Annotated in this window: 2 protein-coding genes; both read left to right on the forward strand. The window is 58.4% G+C overall.

Annotated features, from left to right (window positions below):
- The first annotated feature begins 154 nt into the window (after positions 1-154).
- Positions 155-1,132: an AAA family ATPase gene (locus HMPREF9440_RS04990; protein WP_008542084.1), complete on the forward strand. Its 978-nt coding sequence runs from the start codon at positions 155-157 to the stop codon at positions 1,130-1,132.
- Positions 1,066-1,448: DUF234 domain-containing protein (locus HMPREF9440_RS04995; protein ID WP_148516419.1), on the forward strand; the 383-nt coding region annotated here is incomplete at its 3' end. The genes HMPREF9440_RS04990 and HMPREF9440_RS04995, both read left to right, overlap by 67 nt.

Below are 1,448 nucleotides of genomic sequence, written 5' to 3' on the forward strand. Positions count from 1 at the left end.
AGTAAATTTTATTTCTTTACTGTTCCTCAGAGGAAACGGGCGGCCGACGCGGAAGCGGGGCCGCCCGTTCGGCTTGGGTGGCCGTGGATGGGGTGCTTGGTCAAATCCATTTGACTCAAATTCATTTGATAAAACTCATTTGACCAAACATCCCATGGGAAACGAATTCATCGGCAGGTCGGCGGAGCTCGACAGGGTCCGGAGGTTTTTGGACGATCCGAAGCACGCGCTGGGCGTGGTGTACGGGCGCCGCCGCATCGGCAAGAGCCGTCTGTTGACCGAAGCCCTACGAAAATGCGGCTGTCCCTCGGTTTTCTTCGAGTGTCGGCAGAGTTCCGATCGCGACAATGCCGATAAGCTCCTGGCCGCCATGGAGGCCCAGTTGGGCTTGCCCCGGATGGCGTTTCAGCGGATGGAGGAGGTGTTGGAGTACCTCTTCAAGTACGCCGAAGACCGGCCGCTGGTGTTGGTTTTGGATGAGTACCCCCATCTTCAGAAGCTGATCGCCGGCTGCGACGGCGTCATTCAGGGACTCATCGATCAGTATGAGGGGAAGTCCAAGCTCAAAATCATCTTGTGCGGGTCCCATATGGACATCATGCGGAGCCTGGTGGAGCATGCCGCGCCGCTCTACGGGCGCGCCGGACTGGTTCTGCACCTCAAGGCTTTGGATTACTACGAGGCCTCCGCCTATTTCCCGACATTCTCCAACGAAGACAAGGTGAGGTTTTACGCCGCCTTCGGCGGCAGCCCCGGGCTGCTCCGCCACATCGACCCCGGGAAGACCGTTCGTGAAAACATCATCGATGTCTTCATGGAGCCCGACGGCGTCGGCACGACTTTGACGGACATGCTCCTGTCGGAGCTCTCCAAGGTTGAGAAAGCCAACCTGGTTCTCTCCGCTTTGGCGACGGGGCCTTTGAGGTTCTCCGAGCTGCTGGCCAAAACCGGTATGGAAAGCTCGCCCGTCCTCGATTACGTCCTCAAAAAGCTGGACAAAATGGAGGTTGTCCGCAAAGAGTTCCCCATCAATGCGAAGAACGACAGGCGGCGTATGACGCTGCGGTGGAGGAAGAATTCGAGACGCAGTATGTGCCGCAGGTCTTTGAGGAGATCGTCAAGCAGTTTCTGATTCGCCGAAACCGTGCGGGCAAAATGCCGGTTCGGATCGACGACATCGGTACGTACTTCTACAACCTGCCCGGGCTTCGGTCGAACGGGCGGTTCGACGTGGTGACGCTCGACAAAGACGGCTGCGTCTGCTACGAGGTGAAGTTCCGCAACCATCCGACGACGCAGGCCGAAGTGGATGCCGGGAAGCTGCATGTCGCCAAGTCTCCGTTGGTCTGTACGCGCTTCGGTTTCGTCACCAAGGCGGGATACGAAGGCGTCGCCCCGAGCCCCGATCTGACGCTCTGGTCCGTTCCTCGAATCCCCAAAAATCTCCC

This window comes from Sutterella parvirubra YIT 11816, from assembly GCF_000250875.1.
Classification (GTDB): Bacteria; Pseudomonadota; Gammaproteobacteria; order Burkholderiales; family Burkholderiaceae_F; genus Sutterella; species Sutterella parvirubra.